The 19,513-nt window shown below is 64.9% G+C and carries 24 protein-coding genes; 15 read left to right on the top strand and 9 right to left on the bottom strand.

Annotation, left to right across the window (positions count from 1 at the left end; translation table 11 throughout):
* The first annotated feature begins 210 nt into the window (after positions 1–210).
* On the top strand, positions 211–1,095 hold the full coding sequence (locus tag C4K40_RS27985) for a sugar nucleotide-binding protein (RefSeq protein ID WP_053134904.1): 885 nt from the start codon (positions 211–213) through the stop codon (positions 1,093–1,095).
* A complete protein-coding gene (locus tag C4K40_RS27980; protein WP_022641300.1) occupies positions 1,088–2,017 on the top strand; it encodes an NAD-dependent epimerase/dehydratase family protein in 930 nt (309 codons plus the stop codon). Before C4K40_RS27985 ends, C4K40_RS27980 begins: the two co-directional genes overlap by 8 nt.
* A 59-nt stretch (positions 2,018–2,076) precedes the next feature.
* Here C4K40_RS27980 and C4K40_RS27975 read toward each other — a convergent pair whose 3' ends face one another.
* The 5 genes from C4K40_RS27975 to C4K40_RS27955 form a co-directional block, all read right to left on the bottom strand.
* Positions 2,077–2,775, bottom strand: a complete 699-nt coding sequence (locus tag C4K40_RS27975) for an OmpW family protein (RefSeq protein ID WP_022641299.1) — start codon at positions 2,773–2,775, stop codon at positions 2,077–2,079.
* A 175-nt stretch (positions 2,776–2,950) separates the two neighbouring features.
* The gene (locus C4K40_RS27970) at positions 2,951–3,484 is read right to left on the bottom strand and encodes a DUF3299 domain-containing protein (protein ID WP_022641298.1); all 534 of its coding nucleotides are present in this window, start codon (positions 3,482–3,484) and stop codon (positions 2,951–2,953) included.
* A gap of 10 nt (positions 3,485–3,494) precedes the next feature.
* A complete protein-coding gene (locus C4K40_RS27965; RefSeq protein WP_053134901.1) occupies positions 3,495–4,760 on the bottom strand; it encodes an ABC transporter permease in 1,266 nt (421 codons plus the stop codon).
* Position 4,761: 1 nt separating this feature from the next.
* Positions 4,762–5,472 (bottom strand): ABC transporter ATP-binding protein, encoded by a 711-nt coding sequence (locus C4K40_RS27960; protein ID WP_053134898.1) that lies wholly within the window; start codon positions 5,470–5,472, stop codon positions 4,762–4,764.
* Between the two features lie 72 nt (positions 5,473–5,544).
* The gene (locus C4K40_RS27955) at positions 5,545–6,144 is read right to left on the bottom strand and encodes a DUF2796 domain-containing protein (protein WP_053134895.1); all 600 of its coding nucleotides are present in this window, start codon (positions 6,142–6,144) and stop codon (positions 5,545–5,547) included.
* A gap of 136 nt (positions 6,145–6,280) precedes the next feature.
* Between C4K40_RS27955 and C4K40_RS27950 the strand changes: the two genes are divergently transcribed.
* Entirely contained in the window at positions 6,281–6,643 is a 363-nt protein-coding gene (locus C4K40_RS27950; RefSeq protein WP_022641279.1) for a hypothetical protein, read from the top strand.
* A 57-nt stretch (positions 6,644–6,700) separates the two neighbouring features.
* On the opposite strand, the gene trxA is transcribed toward C4K40_RS27950, so the two are convergent.
* From trxA to C4K40_RS27935, 3 genes are read right to left on the bottom strand one after another with little or no spacing between them, the layout of a single operon-like run.
* Complete coding sequence (gene trxA, locus C4K40_RS27945; protein ID WP_053134892.1) at positions 6,701–7,573, bottom strand: thioredoxin; 873 nt, start codon at positions 7,571–7,573, stop codon at positions 6,701–6,703.
* A gap of 31 nt (positions 7,574–7,604) precedes the next feature.
* Positions 7,605–8,315, bottom strand: coding sequence for a methyltransferase (locus C4K40_RS27940; RefSeq protein ID WP_022641277.1), 711 nt, complete (start codon positions 8,313–8,315; stop codon positions 7,605–7,607).
* The gene (locus tag C4K40_RS27935) at positions 8,312–8,770 is read right to left on the bottom strand and encodes a hypothetical protein (RefSeq protein WP_031320604.1); all 459 of its coding nucleotides are present in this window, start codon (positions 8,768–8,770) and stop codon (positions 8,312–8,314) included. Before C4K40_RS27935 ends, C4K40_RS27940 begins: the two co-directional genes overlap by 4 nt.
* A 129-nt stretch (positions 8,771–8,899) precedes the next feature.
* On the opposite strand from C4K40_RS27935, the gene nrdR reads away from it, so the two are divergent.
* The 12 genes from nrdR to C4K40_RS27875 all read left to right on the top strand — a co-directional run bounded on the left by nrdR (position 8,900) and on the right by C4K40_RS27875 (position 17,589).
* A complete protein-coding gene (nrdR, locus tag C4K40_RS27930; protein ID WP_031320603.1) occupies positions 8,900–9,364 on the top strand; it encodes a transcriptional regulator NrdR in 465 nt (154 codons plus the stop codon).
* Entirely contained in the window at positions 9,361–10,494 is a 1,134-nt protein-coding gene (ribD, locus tag C4K40_RS27925) for a bifunctional diaminohydroxyphosphoribosylaminopyrimidine deaminase/5-amino-6-(5-phosphoribosylamino)uracil reductase RibD (protein ID WP_053134889.1), read from the top strand. The genes nrdR and ribD overlap by 4 nt, the downstream gene beginning before the upstream one ends.
* Before the next feature lie 47 nt (positions 10,495–10,541).
* Positions 10,542–11,204 (top strand): riboflavin synthase, encoded by a 663-nt coding sequence (locus C4K40_RS27920; protein ID WP_053134885.1) that lies wholly within the window; start codon positions 10,542–10,544, stop codon positions 11,202–11,204.
* 31 nt (positions 11,205–11,235) lie between these two features.
* Positions 11,236–12,330, top strand: a complete 1,095-nt coding sequence (gene ribBA / locus C4K40_RS27915; protein ID WP_022641272.1) for a bifunctional 3,4-dihydroxy-2-butanone-4-phosphate synthase/GTP cyclohydrolase II — start codon at positions 11,236–11,238, stop codon at positions 12,328–12,330.
* Between the two features lie 91 nt (positions 12,331–12,421).
* Complete coding sequence (gene ribE, locus C4K40_RS27910) at positions 12,422–12,898, top strand: 6,7-dimethyl-8-ribityllumazine synthase (RefSeq protein ID WP_022641271.1); 477 nt, start codon at positions 12,422–12,424, stop codon at positions 12,896–12,898.
* Positions 12,895–13,395, top strand: a complete 501-nt coding sequence (nusB, locus tag C4K40_RS27905) for a transcription antitermination factor NusB (RefSeq protein ID WP_022641270.1) — start codon at positions 12,895–12,897, stop codon at positions 13,393–13,395. The genes ribE and nusB overlap by 4 nt, the downstream gene beginning before the upstream one ends.
* A gap of 18 nt (positions 13,396–13,413) precedes the next feature.
* Positions 13,414–14,379, top strand: coding sequence for a thiamine-phosphate kinase (thiL, locus tag C4K40_RS27900; RefSeq protein ID WP_053134882.1), 966 nt, complete (start codon positions 13,414–13,416; stop codon positions 14,377–14,379).
* Positions 14,376–14,879, top strand: coding sequence for a phosphatidylglycerophosphatase A (locus C4K40_RS27895; protein ID WP_022641268.1), 504 nt, complete (start codon positions 14,376–14,378; stop codon positions 14,877–14,879). Before thiL ends, C4K40_RS27895 begins: the two co-directional genes overlap by 4 nt.
* Positions 14,880–14,889: 10 nt before the next feature.
* Complete coding sequence (locus C4K40_RS27890; protein WP_022641267.1) at positions 14,890–15,645, top strand: ABC transporter substrate-binding protein; 756 nt, start codon at positions 14,890–14,892, stop codon at positions 15,643–15,645.
* A gap of 113 nt (positions 15,646–15,758) precedes the next feature.
* Positions 15,759–16,376 carry a GTP cyclohydrolase II gene (ribA, locus tag C4K40_RS27885; RefSeq protein WP_022641266.1) on the top strand — a complete coding sequence of 206 codons (618 nt, stop codon included), beginning with the start codon at positions 15,759–15,761 and terminating at the stop codon, positions 16,374–16,376.
* A complete protein-coding gene (locus C4K40_RS27880; protein ID WP_022641265.1) occupies positions 16,373–16,792 on the top strand; it encodes a hypothetical protein in 420 nt (139 codons plus the stop codon). The genes ribA and C4K40_RS27880 overlap by 4 nt, the downstream gene beginning before the upstream one ends.
* Positions 16,792–17,589, top strand: a complete 798-nt coding sequence (locus C4K40_RS27875; protein WP_053134880.1) for a cobalamin-binding protein — start codon at positions 16,792–16,794, stop codon at positions 17,587–17,589. Before C4K40_RS27880 ends, C4K40_RS27875 begins: the two co-directional genes overlap by 1 nt.
* Positions 17,590–17,596: 7 nt before the next feature.
* Here C4K40_RS27875 and C4K40_RS27870 read toward each other — a convergent pair whose 3' ends face one another.
* Positions 17,597–19,489, bottom strand: a complete 1,893-nt coding sequence (locus C4K40_RS27870; protein ID WP_053134877.1) for a TonB-dependent receptor domain-containing protein — start codon at positions 19,487–19,489, stop codon at positions 17,597–17,599.
* Between the last annotated feature and the right edge of the window lie 24 nt (positions 19,490–19,513).

Raw genomic sequence — 19,513 nt, 5'->3', positions numbered from 1 at the left:
CGATGCCGGCCACCGCCTGGCCCGGGGGCTTGGCGGCAACCTGGCCTGCGCCAGTGGCGACGCTCGAGGGATGGGGGTTGCACTTTCTCAGTGACGCTTGCGCCACAAACCCGCAAAATGCAACGATTCCGGCAATTCCCGGCGGGCCTGGCTCCCCGGGAATTGACCAATCCAAACCAACGTTCCGAACACACTGGGCCTGCTGACTCTATGCGAATGCGCCTTATGTTACTGGGCGGCGGAAATGCCCTTGGGCAGGCGCTGATTCGCCTGGGTGCGGAGGAAGACATCAGCTTCCTCGCGCCCCGTCCGCCGCAAGACGGTTGGGACGCCGCGAGCCTCACGCAATTGCTCGACGACACCCGTCCGGATGCCTTGATCAACCTGGCTTACTACTTCGACTGGTTCCAGGCGGAGACGGTGAGCGAGGCGCGCCTGGCTGGCCAGGAGCGGGCGGTCGAGCGACTGGCCGAACTCTGCCAGCACCACAACATCATCCTGGTGCAACCTTCGAGCTACCGGGTATTCGACGGCTCGCGGGCTACCGCCTACAGCGAGAAGGACGAGCCCGTCCCCCTGGGTCTGCATGGGCAGGCGTTGTGGCGGATCGAGCAAAGCGTGCGCGCCACTTGCCCGCAGCATGTGCTGCTGCGTTTCGGCTGGCTGCTCGATGACAGCGCCGAGGGCATTCTCGGGCGTTTCCTGGCCCAGGCCGAGTCGGCGCAGGAACTGCTCATGGCGGACGACCGCCGGGGGAACCCGACGCCGGTGGATGACGCCGCGAGGGTGATCATCTCAGTACTCAAGCAGCTCGATTGTGCTGCGCCGTTGTGGGGCACCTATCACTATGCCGGCCAGGAAGCGACCACGCCCCTGGCCCTGGGCCAGGCGGTGCTTGGCGAGGCGCGACAACTGCACCCTCTGGCCGTCGAGGCGCCCACCGCCCAGGCCCACGCGGCGTTCGCCGATGCCGCCGAAGAACCGCAGCATGCGGTCCTGGCCTGTAAGAAAATTCTTCACACTTTCGGGATCAAGCCGCGCGCCTGGCGTGCCGCGCTCCCGGCTTTACTGGATAGGTTCTATCGCCATGGCTGACGGCTTTGTATTGATCACCGGCGGTGCCGGTTTCATCGGTTCCAATCTGACCGATGCGCTGCTCGCCAAGGGGTACTCGGTGCGTGTGCTGGACGACTTGTCCACAGGCAAGCCAGCCAACCTGCCGCTGGATAATCCGCGTGTCGAGTTGATCGAGGGGGATGTCGCCGATGCCGTCCTGGTGAATCGGGTCATGCAGGGTTGCAGCGCCGTGGTCCACCTGGCGGCGGTGGCGTCGGTGCAGGCCTCGGTGGACGATCCGGTACAGACCCACCAGAGCAACTTCATCGGCACCCTGAACGTTTGCGAGGCGATGCGCCAGCAGGGCGTGAAACGTGTGTTGTTCGCCTCCAGTGCGGCGGTCTATGGCAATAATGGCGAAGGCCGGTCCATCGACGAAGATACGCCCAAGGCACCGCTGACCCCCTATGCCAGCGACAAGTTGGCCAGCGAACACTACCTGGATTTCTATCGGCGCCAACACGGCCTGGAGCCGGCGATCTTCCGCTTCTTCAATATCTTCGGTCCACGCCAGGATCCTTCGTCGCCGTACTCCGGGGTGATCAGCATTTTCTGCGAGCGAGCCCAGAAGGGGCTGCCGATCACGGTATTCGGCGATGGCGAACAGACCCGGGACTTCGTCTATATCGGTGACCTGGTGGAGGTGCTGGTACAAGCCATCGAGGCTCCTCGACTGGAAGAGGGCGCGGTCAACGTTGGCTTGAACCAGGCGACCACGCTCAAGCAACTGCTGGCTGCCCTGGCCGAGGTTGTGGGCCCATTGCCGCCCATCAGCCATGGGCCTGCCCGTTCCGGCGACATCCGTCATTCGCGGGCCAGCAACCAGCGTCTGTTGCAGCGCTTCAGCTTTCCCGAGCCCACGCCGATGAGTGTCGGCCTGGCCCGTCTGTTGGGTCGCTGAGGTTTTTTCCGGACACGAAAAAGGCGCCTCGAGGGCGCCTTTTTTCATGGAGCTTGGGCTTAGAACTTGTAGCCCAGGCCAACCATGTAGACCCAAGGGTCGACGTCGACGTTGACCTTGGCGCGGGTACCCTGGGCCACCGCGTTGTTGTCCACGTAGGCACGGGTATCGATGTCGATGTAGCGCACCTGGGCATTGAGCATGATGTTGTCGGTCAGCATGTAGTCGGCACCGACCTGCCAGGCCAGGCCCCAGGAGTTCTTGGCGCGGAAGTTCGAGAAACCGGCCTCGCTGGCGCGACTGCCTACGTGCTCGTCGTAGATCCAGGTGTAGTTGATACCGGCGCCGACATAGGGCTGGAACGCCGACTTGTTATCCAGCGGGTAGTACACCACGCTCAGGGTTGGCGGCAGGTGCTTGAGGGTACCGAGCTTGCCGTTGGCCGGGGCCAGGGCGGTGTTCTTGATCTTCACGTCGTGTTCGAACGGCGAGGCGGCCAGCAGTTCGATACCGATGTTGTTGGTCACCATGTACGCGAAGTTCAGACCCAGCTGGGTGTCGCTGCTCATGGTCGCCTTGCCGCCCAGGTTGGCGCCGGCCAGAGGACCGCGGTCGACCTTCACGTCGGAACTGTTGGCTTTGGGATTGACGGTGATCGCACCGGCACGAACGATGATGTCACCGGCGTCGTGGGCGTGGGCGAGCGGGGCGGCGAGTGCGAGCGCAACCAGGGAAGCGCTAAGCAGGGACTTATGCATGGGAGCTCCAAAGGACGATTCAAATTGGCTATGTCCAATGGTAAGGATCGTCAAGTTGACCACCTTGACTCAGCTCAATGAAATCGCGAACCCTCGCCCCGGCGCTGAACTATTCTTTTGCCCCGCACTCTTTTGCCATCGCTTTCCGGGTCGCCAGGTTCCCTGTGATCGACGTTCACTCTTGCAGCTCGTAGACGTAGATCTTCTGCGCCGCCATCTGGTAACCGGCGTCCGCCAGCTCGCTGGTTGAAGGCTTGACCTGCATGTCGCCCTCGACCCAGTAGGGTTGGTAGAGCTCGTCGAGCTTTACCCCGACTTCGCTGGTGACATGGACGATCTGGTTCGACGGTGGTGGTGGGACGTGGATGCACGCGCCGAAATACGGCACCAGCAGGAAGTCTGTGGTGCGGCCTTCCTCGCTCACTTCCAGGGGCACGATGTAGCCGGGCAGGCGCACCGACTGGCCATCCAGGCTCTGGACCACCGGGGCATCGGGCAGCTCCTGCTTGGCCGCCGGCGCCGACTCGGCCGACAGCGCATCGCTCATCTGCGACAGGTCGTGCAGGGGCTTCATGTTCGGCACCTCGGCTGGTGCTCCGGCCGGGATCATTTCCAACCAGGTCAGGTCCCGCGCAGCTGCGGCCCAGGAGACCGGGCTGGCCAGCAGCGACAGGACGAACAGGGAGTGAAGCAGGCGTTGGATCTTCATGGATCGATGCTCACAAACGGATCGACAGGCCATCGGCCAGGGACTGCCGGTAGGCGCGCCAGGCTGGCACGCTGCCCATCAGCAGCGCGGCAATCAGGATACCCCCGAGCAGCGTCCACTCATACGGGCTGGGCCAGGACAACGGCAAGTACAGGCCGTAGTTCGATTGCACGTAGCCCTGGGCCAGGGCGATGCCCAAGTAGAGCAGCGCCAGTCCGGCCATGACCCCCGCCAGGGCCAGGGCGAAGGCCTCCAGTACCAGCAGGGTCGCGATATGCCAGGGGCGGGCACCCACCGAACGCAGGATGGCCATTTCCCGACGGCGCTCGTTGAGGCTGGTGAGGATCGCCGTGAGCATGCCGATCAGGCCGGTGAGGACCACGAATAGCGAGACCACGAACAAGGCCTTCTCGGCAGTGCCCATCAGGCTCCAGAGCTCCTGCAGGGCTACTCCGGGGAGAATCGCCAGCATCGGTTCGCCGCGGAACTCATTGATCTCGCGCTGTAGGGCGAAGGTCGAGATCTTGCTGTTCAGGCCCAGCATGAAAGCGGTGATGGCCTGGGGCGTCAGGTCCATGTTGCGCGCCTGGTCGGCGCTGATCCGACCCGCGCCACGGGCCGGCACGCCGTTGTGCCAGTCGATGTGGATCGCCTCCATGCCACCCAGGCTGATGTGCAGGGTACGGTCCACCGGAGTGCCGGTGCGCTTGAGGATACCGACCACGGTGAAGGGCTTGTCATCGTGCTTGACCAGGCTGATGGCGGCCACGCCGTGGGCCAGCACCAGCTTGTCGCCCAGCTGGTAGTGCAGGGCATCGGCGACTTCCGCTCCCAGCACCACCTCGAACGGGTCGCTGGCGAAGGCCCGGCCCACGGCCAGTTGCAGGTTCTGCTGGTGGCCGTACTGGTAGTGCTGGAAGTAGGCCTCGGTGGTGCCCATCACCCGGTAGCCGCGATGGGAGTCGCCCAGGGAAATCGGGATCGCCCATTTCACCTTGGGATTGCTGGCGAAGTGCTCGAAGCTGTCCCAGCGGATGTTGTTGGTGGCGTTGCCGATCCGGAACACCGAATACAAGAGCAGGTTCACCGAGCCGGAGCGGGCGCCGACGATCAGGTCGGTGCCGCTGATGGTGCTGGCGAAGCTGGCGCGGGCTTCGGTGCGCACCCGTTCCACCGCCAATAGCAGGCAGACCGAAAGAGCGATGGCGAACACGGTGAGGAACGCGGTGAAGCGACGGTTAGCCAGGCTGGCCATGGCTAGGCGGAACAGATACATCTCAGACCTCGGCAGGCTTGGCGGCGCGATTGAGCTCGGCCAGCGACAGGTGACGATCGAACAGCGGCGCCAGGCTCTGGTCATGGCTGACGAACAGCAGGCTGGCACCGGCTTCGCGGCATTCGCTGAACAGCAACTGGATGAAGGCCTCGCGGGCGTCTTGGTCCAGCGCCGAAGTGGGTTCGTCGGCGATCACCAGCTCCGGTTGGCCGATCAATGCCCTGGCCGCCGCGACCCGCTGTTGCTGGCCGATGGACAACGAGTCGGCGCGGCGGCCGAGCAGGTCGGGGTCCTTCAGGCCCAGGTGGGCCAGCAGGGTCGCGGCAGCCTGGTCGACGCTACCGTGGCGCTGCACGGCGCGGCTGGCTCGCAGCTTGGAGAAATGACAGGGCAGCTCGACGTTCTCGCGTACCGAGAGGAAGGGCAGCAGGTTGAACTGCTGGAAGATGTAGCCGGTGTGGTCGACGCGAAAGCGATCGCGGGCACCGGCGGACAACTCGCCCAGCTCCTGGCCCAGCAGGCGGATACTGCCCTGGGTGGGTTTCTGCACCCCGCCCAGCAAACCCAGCAGGGTGGTCTTGCCGCTGCCGCTGGGGCCCTTGAGGAACAGGGTTTCACCGGTTTGCAAGGCGAAGGCGGGGATGTCCAGCAACTGGGGCTGGCCGGGCCAGTTGAAGCCCAGGTCGGACAGTTCGATGAGTGCTTGGGTCATGTCGGGCCGATGATCAGCGAATGAATGTCGGCTCCAACCGTGTCCGGGTCACGGCTGGAGCAAGGCGTTGCCTCAGAACTTCAGGGTGGCGGCCTTGGCGGTGGCCTCGACCCCTTGCTGGCCGCTTGGCGAAATCAGTTGTACCTGGATTTTCTGGGTGGCGGGGAAAGTCTTGAAGACCTGCCCCAGGTCGAGGTTCTTCAAGGCCTCGGGCTTGGCACAGGCGAAGCGGTAGTGGGCGTGGATCTCACTGTGCTCATGGTGATGTTCATCGCCAGCGGCGCCTTCGTCGTCATCGTCATGGTCGGCCACGGCTGGCTGGTCGCCGAACAAGGGGCTCTCCAGTTCCTGGCTGGCCACGCTGCAGTTGGCGGCCTTGGGCAGGCTGAACAGTGCCAGGGGTTGTTCCAATTGCTTGCGGGCGGCGCTGATCTTGGCCTTGTCGGCGTCGCTGCCTGGAGCATGCTCGAAGCCCACCAGGTTCATCGCCGGGCTTTCCAGTTCCAGCTCCAGGGCCTGGCCGTCGAGCACCGCATTCAACCGGGCCACGCCATGTTCATGGGCGCCTAGGCTGCCGTGTTCATGCTCGTGTTCGTGATCATGGGCTTGCGCGACCTGGGTAGCGGCCAGTGGCAACAGGGCGAACGGCAGGGCGAGTAGCAGGCGGCGCATGGCAAGTCTCCGGGACGCAAGTGAAATAAATGTTATGTAATCTTATAACGCTATCGGTGGCAGAGTTTGACCGCCCGCTTGGCGTTGCGCAAGACGCGTGGGAGCATGCTCGTCAGAAATTTTCGGGAGCACAGCGATGTTGCGGATTCGTGGAAGCATCGGCGACTTGCCGGTGGATTTGACCCTGGAGCTGGACGCAGGCGACTGGGCCCAGTTGGCAGGACAGTTGGGCGCGCAGTTGCAGGCCGCCCAACCGGCCCAGCCGGCGTCGGCCGGAGTAGCCAGCAAACCGCCGAGCCAGGACGATACCTTGTGGCAGACCGCCCAGGACCTGCTGCGCCAGGCTGGCCAGCTCAGCGGGCCGGAGTTGCTGGAACAACTGGAAGGTCTGGCCGGTAGCGCGGCGGCGGGCAAGCGGCTGTTGGTGCGCCTGCGCCATTGCGCCCAGGTCAAGGTCGTCAGCGGCGCGGATACGCCGATCTACAGCTGGGTATCGTGAGGGGCTGAAGGCGGCCGGCCTGCCAAGCTGAGCTGTGGCAGTCCGGCCCCGGGGCGATCAGTACAGCGCGGCGAACAGCTTGCGCCGGTAGGTGGTCACCAATGGATGATCGTTGCCCAGCAGGTCGAAGACTTGCAGCAAGGTCTTGTGGGCGATCCCTTCGTTGTAGCTGCGGTTGCGCATGAACAGCTTGAGCAGGGCGTCCAGGGCCGCCTCGTACTGCTGGCGGGACAGTTGCTGGATCGCCAGCTGGTACGCCGCCTCGTCGTCCTGGGGATCCTTGGCCAGGCGCGCCTTCAGGTCGGCGGCATCCGGCAGGGACGCCGCCTGCTTGAGGAAGGTGATCTGCGCCTTGGCGCCGGCCAGGGCCGCCTTGTGCTCATCGCTCTTGACCGCATCGAGCACGGTCTGGGCCTCGCCCAGTTCACCGCGCTCGGCCAGGCACCGGGCATAGAGGATCAGGGCCTTGGCATTGCTGTTGTCTTCGACCAGCAGGGCCTTGAGCGCCGCTTCGGCGTCACCGAAGCGACCTTCGCCGAACAGCGTCTCGGCCTGCTCCAGCGGATCGGCCGCAGAGGGTGGCGGCATCTGTACATGGGGCTCGAGCATGGCCCGGATCGCCGACTCCGGCTGGGCGCCGGCGAAGCCATCCACCGGCTGGCCATCCTTGAACAGCACCACGGTCGGCAGGCTGCGAATGCCGAAGCGGGCGACGATGTCCTGCTCGATATCGCAGTTGACCTTGGCCAGCAGCAGCTCGCCCTGATAGCTCTCGGCGATCTGCTGCAACATCGGCATCAGTGCCTTGCACGGCGCGCACCACTCGGCCCAGAAGTCCACCAGGACCGGCTTGTGGAAGGAGTTCTCGATTACCGACTGGTCGAAATCGGCGGTGCTGGCATCGAAGATGTACGGCGTGTCCTGACTCATGGGGTATCTCGAATAAGCGGGAATGGCGTCACTATAAAGCTTGCCCGGGGGAGATCGCCATCGCCGGCGCAGCCATGCTGGCGCTGGCGGGACGCTGTGCGTGGTACAGGCTCACGTTGCGAAACTCCCAGGGTTCGGCCAGGTCGGGCAGGGTCAGGGCCTTGAGCATTTCCAGGCGCTGGTACAAGGGATGCTGGAAGTCCCTGACCCGAGAATCCGCCACCAGGGCCTGCTGACCACGGCTGAGGAATTCGTCCAGCAACGGCAGGTTGGCGCGGTCGTAGAGCACGTCGGCCACCAGGATCAGGTCGAAGCGATCAGCCTCGCTGAAGAAGTCGGCGCTGTAGCCCAACTCCACCCCATTGAGCTCGGCGTTGGCCCGGCAGGCGGCCAGGGCCAGTGGGTCGAGGTCGCAGGCCACCACCTCCAGCGCTCCGGCCCTGGCTGCGGCAATCGCCGCCACCCCGGAGCCCGCGCCGAAGTCCAGCACGCGCTTGCCCCGCACCCAATGCGGATGCTCGGCCAGGTAGCGAGCCAGGGCCAGGCCACTGGCCCAGCAGAAGCTCCAGTAGGGCGGTTCGTGGAGGATGCGTCGGGTTTCTTCGGGGGTGAAGGCGCGGTCCATGTTGCGATCATCGATCAGCCACAGTCGCAGTTCGGTCTCGGGCAGTTCGCAGGCCACCAGTTGCGCGTCCCCCAGCAGTTCGCCAAGTGCCGCTTGCAGTTCGAGCGGTGGCGTCATGGGGCTTTGACGAATTGCAGTTGGCCCAGGGCCTGGGTGGTGGGTTGGTCGATGCGTTGTGCCGGCAGGTGCAGGATCAACTGCCCGGACTGGCTGGCGCGGCCGCGCAGTTCGACCCGGGCGCCCGCGGGGAAGGCCTCGGGGGCGAAGCGCAGGCGAAACGGCAGGACCCGGTCGGTGCCGGTCAGGTTGCTGCTGGCCAACAGGCGCTGGGGGCGGCCGCGTTCATCGATCACCAGCAGCGCCAGCTCGACATTGGCCCCCGCTGGTACGCCATTGAGGCTGCCGCTCAACTCCCGCTGGTAGGCCGGCAGGGGGCCGAGGTCCAGAGGTTCCTGGGTGTTCTGCACGGCCTGGGGCTTGGCGGGAGTGTTGGCCGCGGGCTTCGGCGCATCGCTGCTACAGGCGACCAGAAGGCTGACGAGGCTGAGCAAAACGAGCGGTCTGAGGGGCATTTGAAGCTCCAACGAGGCAGATTTCCATGTGCGAAACATAATAGTCGGTCTGTATACCGTAAAGGCTATGGCTTGTCTTGCCAGTGGGATGCGCTACCATGGCCCTCCCTTTTTTTGTTGCCTGCCACCATGCACTGTCCCTTCTGCGGTGCCAACGACACCAAGGTCATCGACTCGCGACTGGTCGCCGAGGGCGAACAGGTCCGTCGCCGGCGTGAATGCCTGGCCTGTGGTGAACGTTTCACCACTTTCGAAACCGCCGAACTGGTGATGCCGCGTCTGATCAAGACCGATGGCAGCCGCCAGCCCTTCGACGAAGACAAACTGCGCGCGGGTATGCAGCGCGCCCTGGAAAAACGCCCGGTGAGCGTCGAGCGCCTGGAAGCGGCGCTGGCGCACATCAAGCACAAGCTGCGGGCCACCGGCGAGCGCGAGGTCAAGTCGCTGGTCGTGGGTGAGCTGGTGATGGGCGAGCTGCAAAAGCTCGATGAAGTCGCCTATATCCGCTTCGCTTCGGTCTACCGGCGCTTCCAGGACCTCGACGAGTTCCGCGAAGAGATCGACCGCCTCGCCCGCGAGCCGGCCAAGCAATGAGCCAGTCCGCGGAGCAGGCGGTACTCGACGCCCACTACATGGCTCGCGCGCTGGAGCTGGCACGCAAGGGCCGCTACACCACCCATCCCAATCCCCGTGTCGGTTGCGTCATCGTGCGCGACGGCCAGGTGGTGGGCGAGGGCTGGCATGTGCGTGCCGGCGAGCCCCATGCCGAAGTGCATGCACTGCGCGCGGCCGGGGACCAGGCCCGTGGCGCCACCGCCTACGTGACCCTGGAGCCCTGCAGTCATCACGGGCGTACGCCACCGTGCGCCGATGCCCTGGTCGGCGCCGGAGTGGCGCGGGTGGTCGCGGCGATGCAGGACCCCAATCCGCAAGTCGCCGGACGCGGCATGGGACGCCTGGCCGAGGCCGGCATCGTCGTGCATAGCGGAGTGCTGGAGGGCGAGGCGCGGGCGATCAACAAGGGTTTCCTCAAGCGCATGGAGCATGGCCTGCCTTATGTGCGGGTCAAGCTGGCGATGAGCCTCGACGGGCGTACCGCCATGGCCAGCGGCGAAAGCCAATGGATCACCGGCCCTGCCGCACGTTCGGCGGTGCAGCGCCTGCGGGCCGAGTCCAGCGTGGTGCTGACTGGCGCCGATACCGTGCTGGCCGATGGTGCCCGGCTGACGGTGCGTGCTGCCGAGCTGGGGCTGGACGCCGAGCAGACGGCCCTGGCCATGGGCCGGCCGCCGCTAAGGGTGCTGGTCGATGGGCGCCTGCGAGTGCCGCTGGATGCGCCGTTCTTCAAGGCGGGTCCGGCCCTGGTGGCGACCTGTGTCGCGGTGGAGGAGCAATATGCCAACGGCCCCGAATGCCTGATCGTGCCCGGTGCCGATGGCCAGGTGGACCTGCGGCGCCTGCTCGAGGAGCTGGCGGCCCGAGGTGTCAACGAAGTGCTGGTGGAAGCCGGGCCGCGCCTGGCCGGGGCCTTTGCCCGCCAGGGGCTGGTGGACGAGTACCAGATCTTCGTCGCCGGCAAGTTCCTTGGCTCCTCGGCCCGGCCCTTGCTCGACTGGCCGCTGGAGCAGATGAGCGAGGCTCCTATGCTCAAGATCATTGAAATGCGCGCGGTTGGCGATGACTGGCGAGTCACTGCCATTCCCGCCCCGTCAGCGAGCGTATAATTCCCGACTTTCGCCTACCCGGCGGCCCTGTTCTCGAGGAGGACTCCATGTTCACCGGCATCATCGAATCCATCGGCAGCATTCGCGCATTGACCCCAAAAGGCGGAGATGTGCGGGTCTATGTAGAAACCGGCAAGCTTGACCTGGCCGACGTCAAGCTGGGCGACAGCATCGCGGTGAACGGCGTCTGCCTGACCGCGGTGGAATTGCCTGGCGACGGTTTCTGGGCCGATGTCAGCCGCGAGACCCTGGACTGCACCGCCTTCAACCAGTTGAAGGCCGGCAGCCGGGTCAACCTGGAGAAGGCCCTGACTCCGACCACTCGCCTGGGTGGCCACCTGGTCAGCGGTCACGTGGATGGCGTCGGCGAGGTGGTGGCGCGGGAGGAGAATGCCCGGGCCATCCAGTTCCGCATCCGTGCGCCCAAGGAGCTGGCCAAGTACATCGCCCACAAGGGCTCGATCACCGTCGACGGCACCAGTCTGACGGTCAACGCAGTGAACGGCGCCGAATTCGAGCTGACCATCGTGCCCCACACATTGGCCGAAACCATCATGGCCGAATACCGGCCAGGCCGTCAGGTCAACCTCGAGGTCGACCTGCTGGCGCGCTACCTGGAGCGCCTGCTGCTGGGCGACAAGGCCGCCGAGGCCACGGGCAGCACCATCACCGAAAGCTTCCTGGCCGCCAACGGCTATCTCAAATCCTGAACCTCAAATTTTGAAAGAAGGGGGGTGCCGAGTGGCGCTCAACAGCATCGAAGAACTGGTCGAAGACATCCGCCAAGGCAAGATGGTCATCCTCATGGATGACGAAGACCGCGAGAACGAAGGCGACGTGATCATGGCCGCCGAGTGCTGCAAGGCCGAACACATCAACTTCATGGCCAAGCACGCCCGTGGCTTGATCTGCATGCCCATGAGCCGCGAGCGTTGCGAGCTGCTCAAGTTGCCATTGATGTCGCCACGCAACGGTAGCGGCTTCGGCACCAAGTTCACCGTGTCCATCGAGGCCACCGAAGGCGTGACCACCGGCATCTCCGCTGCCGACCGCGCGCGCACCGTGCAAGCGGCGGCGGCCAAGGACGCCAAGGCCGAGGACATCGTCAGCCCGGGCCACATCTTCCCGCTGATGGCCCAGCCTGGCGGTACCCTGGCCCGCGCCGGCCACACCGAAGCGGCTTGCGACCTGGCGCGCATGGCCGGTTTCGAGCCTAGCGGGGTGATCTGCGAAGTGATGAACGACGACGGCACCATGTCCCGTCGCGCCGAACTGGAAGCCTTCGCCGCCGAGCACGACATCAAGATCGGCACCATCGCCGACCTGATCCACTATCGGATGATCCACGAACGTACCGTTCAGCGGATTGCCGAGCAGCCCCTGGACAGCGAACTGGGCCAGTTCAACCTGGTGACCTATCGTGATTCCGTGGAGGGCGATGTGCACATGGCCCTGACCCTGGGCGAGATCTGCGCCGAACAGCCGACCCTGGTGCGGGTGCACAACATGGATCCGCTGCGCGACCTGCTGATGGTCAAGCAGCCCGGGCGCTGGAGCCTGCGGGCGGCCATGGCCACCGTGGCCGAGGCCGGTAGCGGCGTGGTGCTGCTGCTGGGCCATCCGCTGGATGGCGACGAACTGCTGGCGCATATCCGCGAGACCGCCGAGCGCCAGCCGGTGAAGAAACAACCGACCACCTACAGCATCGTCGGTGCCGGTTCGCAGATCCTGCGTGACCTGGGCGTGCGCAAGATGCGCCTGATGAGTGCGCCGATGAAGTTCAACGCGATATCCGGTTTCGACCTGGAAGTTGTAGAATACGTGCCCTCCGAATAAAAGCCGGTCGTTGCCAGCTTGAAATTCGCGGTTCAAACATCACTCAGGAGCGTGTACTAGACACGCTCCAGCTCTTTAAGAGATTTGTCGAATGACCCTGAAGACCATCGAAGGTACCTTCATCGCCCCTAAAGGCCGCTATGCCCTGGTGGTCGGCCGCTTCAACAGCTTCGTCGTCGAAAGCCTGGTCAGCGGCGCGGTTGACGCCCTGGTCCGCCACGGCGTGAGCGAAAGCGACATCACCATCATCCGCGCGCCTGGCGCCTTCGAGATTCCCCTGGTGACCCAGAAGGTCGCGCAGAAGGGCGAGTACGCGGCGATCATCGCCCTGGGCGCGGTCATTCGTGGCGGCACCCCGCACTTCGAATACGTGGCTGGCGAATGCACCAAGGGCCTGGCCCAGGTGTCCATGGAGTTCGGCGTACCAGTGGCCTTCGGCGTACTGACTGTCGACTCGATCGAACAAGCCATCGAGCGTTCCGGCACCAAGGCCGGCAACAAAGGGGCTGAAGCTGCCTTGTCCGCCCTGGAAATGGTCAGCCTGCTGGCGCAGTTGGAGGCCAAGTGATTAGCGACGATAGCGATCGTTTCAACCCGCGCGATCCCAAGCCTGCCAACGCCGGCAAGCCATCCAAGAGCGCCAAGCGTCGCGAGGCCCGCCAGCTCGCGACCCAGGCGCTGTACCAATGGCACATGGCCAAGCACTCGCTGAACGAGATCGAAGCGCAGTTCCGGGTCGACAACGATTTCACCGACATCGACGGTGCGTACTTCCGGGAGATCCTGCACGGGGTCCCGGCCAGCAAGAACGAGATCGACAACGCCCTCGTACCTTGCCTGGACCTGGCCATCGACGAGCTGGACCCTGTGGAGTTGGCGGTCCTGCGCCTGTCCACCTGGGAGCTGCTCAAGCGTGTCGACGTGCCGTACCGCGTGGTGATCAACGAGGGTATCGAGTTGGCCAAGGTCTTCGGCTCCACCGATGGCCACAAGTTCGTCAACGGCGTCCTCGACAAGCTGGCCCCACGCCTGCGCGCAGCAGAAGTGAAGGCGTTCAAGCGCTGATCCGCGCTTGCAGCTGCCATGGGCGAGTTTGAACTGATCCGTAACTTCTTCGCTGCCGCGCCTTGTGCGCAGGGCGGCGAGGGCGTTGCCCTGGGGATCGGCGATGACTGTGCCCTGCTGGCGGTTGCTTCTGGCGAGCAGTTGGCGATTTCCACCGACACCCTGGTGGCGGGCGTGCATTTCGCCGATCCCTGCGAGCCGTTTCTTCTTGGCCAACGCTCCCTGGCGGTGGCCGTCAGCGACCTGGCCGCCATGGGCGCCACGCCGCTGGCCTTCACCCTTGCCCTGACCCTGCCGACGGTGAGCGCCGACTGGCTCGCGGCCTATGCCCGTGGCCTGAATGCCATGGCCCAGGATTGCGCCGTGCGCCTGATCGGTGGCGACACCACCCGCGGCCCACTGACCCTGACCGTCACCGTATTCGGTCGCGTGCCCGCAGGCCAGGCCCTGACCCGCAGCGGTGCCCGGCCTGGCGACTTGCTGTGTGTCGGCGGCCCGCTGGGCAATGCTGCCGGCGCCTTGCCACTGGTGCTGGGCCAGCGCCGTGCCGAACCCGAGGTGGCCGATCCGCTGCTGGCTCACTATTGGTCGCCGCATCCACAACTGGCCCTGGGCCAGGCCCTGCGCGGCAAGGCCACGGCGGCCCTGGACATCTCCGATGGGCTGCTCGCCGATTGTGGGCATATCGCCGCCGCCTCCGCAGTGAGGTTGCAGGTGGAGTTGGAGAAGCTGCCACTGTCCAGGCCCCTGGTGGACTTTCTCGGCCTTGAGGGCGCGCGCGCCGCGGCCTTGAGTGGCGGCGACGACTATGTGCTGGCCTTCACCTTGCCTGCCGCAGAGCTGGCACCGCTGCAGGCAGCCGGCTGGCCGCTGCAGGTGGTGGGGCAGGTGGTGGCCGGGCAGGGCGTGGCGCTGCTGGATGCCGGCGGGCAGGACATCACCCCAGGCATCCGGGGCTACCAACACTTTCCGGAGACACCGTGACAGATCATCCCAAGCAGGTCCCGGCGGAATTCGTACCGCCGTCGGTCTGGCGCAATCCCTGGCACTTCCTCGCCTTCGGTTTCGGTTCGGGCACCATGCCCAAGGCCCCGGGCACCTGGGGTTCGCTGGTTGCGCTACCCTTTATCCCGTTGTGGCAGATGCTGCCGGACTGGGGCTACTGGCTGATGCTCGGTGTCACCATGCTGTTCGGCTTCTGGCTCTGCGGCAAGGTGGCCGACGACCTGCGTGTGCATGACCACGAGGGCATCGTCTGGGACGAAATGGTCGGCATGTGGATCACCCTGTGGCTGGTGCCCGAAGGCTGGCAATGGCTGCTGGCGGGGTTCCTGATGTTCCGCTTCTTCGACATCCTCAAGCCCTGGCCGATTCGCTGGGTCGACCGGCATGTCCACGGCGGCGTCGGCATCATGCTCGATGATATCCTGGCCGGCGTGTTCGCCTGGCTGGCGATGCAGGGGTTGGTGTGGTGCTTGGGCTGAGGGGCAAGGCATGGGTGTCTGTCGCGCGCTGCTGGTCGTACTGGTTGTCTGTAGCTGTGATGCCTGGGCCGGCGAGCCTTCCGTAGCGCCGGGGTTCATCCGGATCGCCAGCGAAGAGTGGAGCCAGTACAGCGAGGCCGATGGCCAGGGACTGTCCTGGGACATCCTGCGGGAGGTGTTCGAGCCCCAGGGAGTGGCAGTGGAACGCCACAGCATGCCCTATACCCGTTCGGTCGGGCTGGTGCAGCGTGGCGAGGTGGATGCCCAGGCCGGCGCCTATCGCAACGAGTCCCCGGGTGTGCTCTATCCGCGCTGGAACTACGACAATGACCACGTCTATGCCTTGGGCCTGGCCAGCAGTCCCGAGCTGACCCTGGCGAGCCTGGGCAACTACCGGCTGGTCTGGGTGCGCGGCTACAAGTACGAGGACTACCTGCCCAATGTCCGTCGCTACAACGAGATCCGCCGCCGGGTCGGCATCCTGCCGATGCTGCTCTACGGCCGTGCCGACTACTACATCGACGGCCAGACCGAGGTCGAGTATGTGCTCGGGCAGGCCGAGGATCCGAGCCGCTTCAGGTGTTCGCACCTGGCGGAGCTGCCGTTGTACCTGGGGTTCGCCGACACGCCCCGGGGCCGCGCCCTGCTGGCCCTGTACGACCAGCGCATGGAGCAGTTGGTGAAGAGTGGCGGCTTGCGGCCCATCTTCCAGCACTGGAAGCAGCCTTATCCCTTTGATGGAAACGCGCGGCCGGCGGTCCGTTGATCAAACTTATCGATCTTTATCCACGATAATTCAGCCTAAGCGCCCAGTGGAGGCTGCTGTTACAATGCCGCCTCTGCGAATCTCCAGTCCCCATACAGATCAGGAGCACAACAGTGCCCGTTGTTTTTGTTGCCGCTTCCAAGCTGCCCACCCCCTTTGCGCAATTCACCATGCACGGTTTCCTCGACGAAGCCACCGGTCGCGAGCACGTGGTGCTCAGCCTGGGCGATATCGCCGACGGCGCGCCGGTGCTCGGTCGCTTGCACTCCGAATGCCTGACCGGCGATGCCCTGTTCAGCCAGCGTTGCGACTGCGGCTCGCAGCTCGAAGCCGCCTTGCGGGCGATTGCCCGTGAAGGTCGCGGGGTACTGCTGTACCTGCGCCAGGAAGGTCGCGGCATCGGCCTGCTGAACAAGATCCGCGCCTATGAGCTGCAGGACGGCGGTGCCGATACCGTGGAGGCCAACGAGCGCCTGGGGTTCGCCGCCGACCAGCGCGACTACGCCATGTGCCTGCCGATGCTCGAGCATCTGGGCGTCAAGGCCCTGCGCCTGATGACCAACAACCCGCGCAAGGTCAAGGCCCTGACCGAGATGGGCATCCAGGTCGCCGAGCGCGTGCCGCTGCACACCGGCCACAACCCGCACAACAAGCTGTACCTGGCGACCAAGGCCAGCAAGCTCGACCATATGATGGGCAACGAGCACCAGGGCGAGGTCGACCGCGCGTGACCCGGGGCCAAGTGAGACGCCGCCTGGCCGTCAGCTGGTGGCAATACCTGGCGTTGGCGCTGCTGCCGCTGTTCGTGCTCAACGCTGTATTTGGCCAGGGCGAGCCGATCCTGCCGGTGCTGGCGATGCCGTTCTTCATCGCCGGGGTGGCGTCGATGTTCGTCAGCCTGCGCTTTTTCGGCGCCTACAAGCATGGTTTGATCGCCACCCAGAAAGCCCTCGATACCCCGGAAGAACCAGCGGCCTGGATCGACCTGGCGGCGCGGCGGCGCACCGCCTTGCTGGTGGCGGCATTGCCGGCCTGGATCGGTGCCCTGGCAGTATTCGTCGGCCTTGAAGCCGTGCCGCTGATGCTCCTGGCCCTGTCCACGGCGGTGCTGTTCTACCTCTACCGCATCCCGCGCCAGCTCGGTTGATGCAGCGTTGGCTGGTCGTCTTGCTGCTGGTTCTGTGCGGCCAGGCGCTGGCCGTCGAGCGGGTCGTCAGCCTGGCGCCATCGCTTTCGGAAATCGTCGTCGAACTGGGCGCCGCCGATCTGCTGGTGGGTGTGCTGGATGCCGGCGAGCGCCCGGCGCCACTCAAGGACCTGCCTTCGGTAGGGCGCTATGGCCAGCTGGACATCGAACGCTTGCTGAGCCTGCGGCCGGACTTGCTGCTGCTCTGGCCGGGCAGTGTCGGCCCGGCCCAGAAGGAGCAATTGGCGCGCCTGGGCATTCCCACCCTGGTTGCCGAACCCCATGACCTTGCGCAACTGACCGCCCAGGTCGCCGAGATCGGCCAGCGCCTGGGACGAGCGCAAGCCGGCCAGGTATTGGCGGCCCAGTTGGACCAGCAACTTGCGCAACTGCGCCAGCGCTATCGGCGCGAGTCGCCCCTGCGGGTGTTCTACCAGGTCTGGGATCGTCCGCTGTACACGGTGGGTGGTGGCCAGATCATCAGCGACGCCCTGGCGGTCTGCGGGGCGCGCAATGTATTTGCCGATCAACCGCTGCCGGCACCCCAGGTCAGCATCGAATCGGTGCTGCAGCGCAACCCGCAGGCGATCCTCGCCACGGCCCAGGGGCAATTGGATGCCTGGAAGGCCTGGCCGCAGATCGCCGCGGTCGAGCAGGGGCGCTTGTTGCTGGTGACGGACAAGGGCCTGGAGCGGCCCAGCGGGCAGATGGTCGGCGCAGTGGCCAAGCTGTGCGGCTTGATTGCGCCCGAGCGCTGAGCAAGCTTTACAGCTCAGGGGTCCAGGTCACGCCGAGCATCCAGGTCCGGCCTTCTTCGCGGTAGCCATAGTTACTGCCCTGGTAGCTGTAGAGCGCCCGTGAGTAGGACTTGTCGAAGACATTGTCGAGCTTCAGGTCCAGCTTGAGCTCCTGGTTGACTGCCCAACTGCTGCGCAGGCCGAACAAGCCATAGCCGCCAAGCCGTGCCTGCTTCTGTTCGAAGCGATTTTCACGGCTGCTGCTCACCAGTTGCCAGCTGGCGCCGAATGCCAGCCGCTCGAACTGACGGTCCAGATCCAGGTTCAGGGTGCGCTTGGCCCGGCGTGCTAGTTGTTCTCCGCTCTGGCGATTGCGTGGATCGATGATGGCGACGCCTGCGCTGGTCTGCCAGCCGAACCATTCCTGTTTCAGGGCCGTTTCCAGGCCATTGATCCGTGCCGAACCGATGTTTTCTGGTCGCCGTGCACTGGTGTTGTAGATGATCGCGTCCTTGAGATCGATGCGATAAAGAGAAGCTTCCAGGCGGCTATCTGGGGTCAGTTGGCTACGCCACTGTAGTTCATAGCTCTTGGAGTGTTCTGGCTTGAGCTGTGGGTTGCTGCTGTTTGGGTAATACAGATCTGTGAAGGTCGGAGCCCGAAAGCCTTCGCTGTAGGACAACAGCAGGTCGTTGTCCGGGTTCACTGGCACGGTGAGGCTTCCGCTCCAGGTGTTCTGGCTGCCGAATTGCTGGTTACGGTCGTGGCGCAGGCCCAACTCCGTGGAGAAGTTGTCGCCACGGAAGCGGTGCTGGATGAACGCTGCACGATTCCAGCGGCTGTCCTCGCCGTAGGTCGCGCTGGTATTGAGCCGATCCTCATACCAATCGGCGCCGAGGATCAGGCTGTTGCGTTCGTCCAGACTCAGGTCGTTCTGCCAGTTCAGCGAGTCGCGATAGGTATTGAAGGTGCTGCGTTCCACGGTGAGCTTGTCGCGCTTGGCGTCACGATTCTCGGCATGGCCCAGTTCCAGGCGTGACTTCCAGCTGTCGTTGAGACGGGCGTCGATGAAGCTGCTGATGCTGCTGACCGTGAAATCGGTATGGGGCTGCTGTTGATAGGTATTGTTAGTGGCCATGTCGAAATAGCCGAAAGGACTGTCGTACTGGCTGCGACCACGGTTATCCAGCAGGTTCAGCCCCACTTCCAGATCGTCGTCGAAGGCATGGCTCAAACTCAGGCTCAACGACTGGTTCCGATAGGCGTCATGGTCGTCGTCGCTGGGGTAGGACTCCCGGGTCGAATCGATCCCGGCGGTTTCATCCAGGCTGGCACCGAGGCTGAAGCGGGTCTGCTGGTCGCCGCCGGATAGCCCCAGGCTGCGTTGCCAGGTCTGGTTGCTGCCAAAGCCCAGGTGCATCCTGCCTTGCAGTCCCTGCTGGATGCCGCGCCGGGTGAAGATCTGGATCACCCCGCCAATGGCGTCGCTGCCGTAGATCGCCGAGCGTGAGCCGCGCAGCACTTCTACGCGTTCGATCTGCTCGACATTGATGAATTGCAGGTTGCTGTCACCGCTGGAGGAGCTACCGATGCGTTGGCCATCCACCAGGACCAGGCTCTGGGACGAATTGGTGCCGCGGATGTAAACACCTGGCAGGCTCGAGCGGCCACCCGTCTGGGCAACCTGCACCCCGGGAACCCGTTGCAGCAGGTCGGTCAGGCTGGTGGGTTGCAGGCGATCGATGTCCTCTCGGGTGAACACCGTGTTCGCCGCGCTGCTGTCGTTGCGCGCCTGTACCTGGCGGTTGGCGCTGATCAGGGTGTCCGGCAGTTTCAGGGCCTGATCGCGCTCGGAGGTGTCGGCCAGCAGTTCGCCACCGGACAGCAGGAACAGGGGCAGGGCAAGGCGGGAGAGTTTCATGGCTGCTCCTTTTCGCACGGCGCG

The sequence above is a fragment of the Pseudomonas sp. CMR5c genome, assembly GCF_003850545.1.
In the GTDB taxonomy this organism is placed as follows: Bacteria; Pseudomonadota; Gammaproteobacteria; order Pseudomonadales; family Pseudomonadaceae; genus Aquipseudomonas; species Aquipseudomonas piscis.
This window is presented reverse-complemented; position numbering and strand designations above follow the sequence as displayed.

What these genes read in the sequence shown, in the direction of transcription:
- C4K40_RS27985 (WP_053134904.1), top strand. Translation starts at nt 211, where the DNA reads ATGCGAATGCGCCTTATGTTACTGGGCGGCGGAAATGCCCTTGGGCAG.
- C4K40_RS27980 (WP_022641300.1), top strand. Translation starts at nt 1,088, where the DNA reads ATGGCTGACGGCTTTGTATTGATCACCGGCGGTGCCGGTTTCATCGGT.
- C4K40_RS27975 (WP_022641299.1), bottom strand. Translation starts at nt 2,775, where the DNA reads ATGCATAAGTCCCTGCTTAGCGCTTCCCTGGTTGCGCTCGCACTCGCC.
- C4K40_RS27970 (WP_022641298.1), bottom strand. Translation starts at nt 3,484, where the DNA reads ATGAAGATCCAACGCCTGCTTCACTCCCTGTTCGTCCTGTCGCTGCTG.
- C4K40_RS27965 (WP_053134901.1), bottom strand. Translation starts at nt 4,760, where the DNA reads ATGTATCTGTTCCGCCTAGCCATGGCCAGCCTGGCTAACCGTCGCTTC.
- C4K40_RS27960 (WP_053134898.1), bottom strand. Translation starts at nt 5,472, where the DNA reads ATGACCCAAGCACTCATCGAACTGTCCGACCTGGGCTTCAACTGGCCC.
- C4K40_RS27955 (WP_053134895.1), bottom strand. Translation starts at nt 6,144, where the DNA reads ATGCGCCGCCTGCTACTCGCCCTGCCGTTCGCCCTGTTGCCACTGGCC.
- C4K40_RS27950 (WP_022641279.1), top strand. Translation starts at nt 6,281, where the DNA reads ATGTTGCGGATTCGTGGAAGCATCGGCGACTTGCCGGTGGATTTGACC.
- trxA (WP_053134892.1), bottom strand. Translation starts at nt 7,573, where the DNA reads ATGAGTCAGGACACGCCGTACATCTTCGATGCCAGCACCGCCGATTTC.
- C4K40_RS27940 (WP_022641277.1), bottom strand. Translation starts at nt 8,315, where the DNA reads ATGACGCCACCGCTCGAACTGCAAGCGGCACTTGGCGAACTGCTGGGG.
- C4K40_RS27935 (WP_031320604.1), bottom strand. Translation starts at nt 8,770, where the DNA reads ATGCCCCTCAGACCGCTCGTTTTGCTCAGCCTCGTCAGCCTTCTGGTC.
- nrdR (WP_031320603.1), top strand. Translation starts at nt 8,900, where the DNA reads ATGCACTGTCCCTTCTGCGGTGCCAACGACACCAAGGTCATCGACTCG.
- ribD (WP_053134889.1), top strand. Translation starts at nt 9,361, where the DNA reads ATGAGCCAGTCCGCGGAGCAGGCGGTACTCGACGCCCACTACATGGCT.
- C4K40_RS27920 (WP_053134885.1), top strand. Translation starts at nt 10,542, where the DNA reads ATGTTCACCGGCATCATCGAATCCATCGGCAGCATTCGCGCATTGACC.
- ribE (WP_022641271.1), top strand. Translation starts at nt 12,422, where the DNA reads ATGACCCTGAAGACCATCGAAGGTACCTTCATCGCCCCTAAAGGCCGC.
- thiL (WP_053134882.1), top strand. Translation starts at nt 13,414, where the DNA reads ATGGGCGAGTTTGAACTGATCCGTAACTTCTTCGCTGCCGCGCCTTGT.
- C4K40_RS27890 (WP_022641267.1), top strand. Translation starts at nt 14,890, where the DNA reads ATGGGTGTCTGTCGCGCGCTGCTGGTCGTACTGGTTGTCTGTAGCTGT.
- C4K40_RS27875 (WP_053134880.1), top strand. Translation starts at nt 16,792, where the DNA reads ATGCAGCGTTGGCTGGTCGTCTTGCTGCTGGTTCTGTGCGGCCAGGCG.
- C4K40_RS27870 (WP_053134877.1), bottom strand. Translation starts at nt 19,489, where the DNA reads ATGAAACTCTCCCGCCTTGCCCTGCCCCTGTTCCTGCTGTCCGGTGGC.